This is a genomic window from Psychrobacter sp. 1U2 (assembly GCF_051847575.1).
In genome coordinates, this window is sequence record NZ_JBPYDC010000150.1 from 1 (window position 1) to 1,622 (window position 1,622).

Below are 1,622 nucleotides of genomic sequence, written 5' to 3' on the forward strand. Positions count from 1 at the left end.
CTAATACCCCAAGAGGAATGACAAGTAGTACAGAGAAGGGGATAGACCAGCTTTCATACAAAGCAGCCAAACATAAGAATACTACTAAGATTGAAAGGGCATATAGCATTGGCGCTTGAGCACCTGACTTTTGCTCCTCAAGTGACATACCCGTCCATTCGTAACCGACACCGTCAGGCAGTTTTTCCATCATAGCTTCCATTGAGCTCATCGCTTCACCGGTACTAAGACCAGGCGCGGCGCTACCTTGGATGTTCATAGATGGCAAGCTGTTGTAGCGCGTCAGACGCGGTGAGCCGGATTGCCATTCGCTGCTAGAGAACGCATCGAAAGAAATCATATCACCTATGTCGTTGCGCACATACCATTTACCGATATCATCAGGGTTGGTACGGCTGCTAGGCTCACCTTGAACAAAGACGCGTTTGATACGACCGCGGTCGACGAAGTCATTGATGTAGCTTGAGCCCCAAGCGGTAGAGATAACGCTGTTGATACTACCCATTGATAAACCATAGGCAGCTGCTTGTTCTTGATTGATATTTACTTTTAGCTGCGGTGCATCTTCTTGACCGTTAGGACGCACACCTGCGACTTGATCGTTCTGTGCGGCCATACCGAGCAGCATGTTTCGTGCTTCAAGTAAGCCCTCGTGTCCAAGGTTACCAGTATCTTGAATCATCAAATCAAAACCACTGGCATTACCAAGTTCGGTAATCGCTGGCGGTACGATCGCAAATACCTGTGCTTCGTTTAATTGAGTGAAGAAGTACCCCATCGCGCGATCTGCGACTGCTTGTGCGGTATTTTCTTCTCCAGAACGGTTCTCCCAGTCTGATAAACGCACAAAGGCCAGTCCCATATTCTGTCCTTGACCAGCAAAACTAAAGCCTGCGATGGTAAAGACAGAGGCAATATTATCGCCCTCTTGGGTATCATAATAGTTACTGACTTTATCGAGTACATCTTGCGTTTCATCCAGTGTCGAACCAGCTGGTAGCTGAACCAAGGTAAACATAATACCTTGGTCTTCTTCTGGTAAGAATGAGCCTGGAATGCGTAAGAATACAACAGCCATGATACCGATGATGGCGGCATAACCTATTAGGTAAAGCCATTTAAAACGGAAGCTCTTACCAACTGAGGTTTCATATTTGCGGCTAAGCTTAAAGAAACCACGGTTAAACCAACCAAAAAAGCCTTTTTTCTCTTCAGTATTGCCTTTTTCATGACTTTTACCACGCTTTAGTAGCGTCACGCATAGCGCTGGAGTGAAGATAAGCGCAACTAGGGCAGAAAATACCATAGCAGTAATTAAGGTAATCGAGAACTGTCGATAAATTACCCCTGTTGAACCGCCAAAGAAGGCCATAGGAACAAACACTGCTGACAAGATAATGGCAATACCAATAACAATCTTACTGATTTCGCCCATAGATTGAACGGTGGCATCTTTAATAGAAATATCAGGATCTTCTTCCAGAATACGTTCAACGTTCTCCACGACGACGATCGCATCATCGACCAAAAGACCAATGGACAGTACCATTGCAAACATTGTGAGAACGTTAATACTAAAGCCTGCGACATACAATACTGCAAAGGTACCCAGTAGAACGACA

The 1,622-nt window shown here is 45.4% G+C and carries 1 protein-coding gene; it reads right to left on the reverse strand.

The genetic code is table 11. The features are described from left to right. Positions 1–1,622, reverse strand: a 1,622-nt coding sequence (locus ACS8FD_RS13995; RefSeq protein WP_439276316.1) for an efflux RND transporter permease subunit, incomplete at both ends; no start/stop codon positions are given.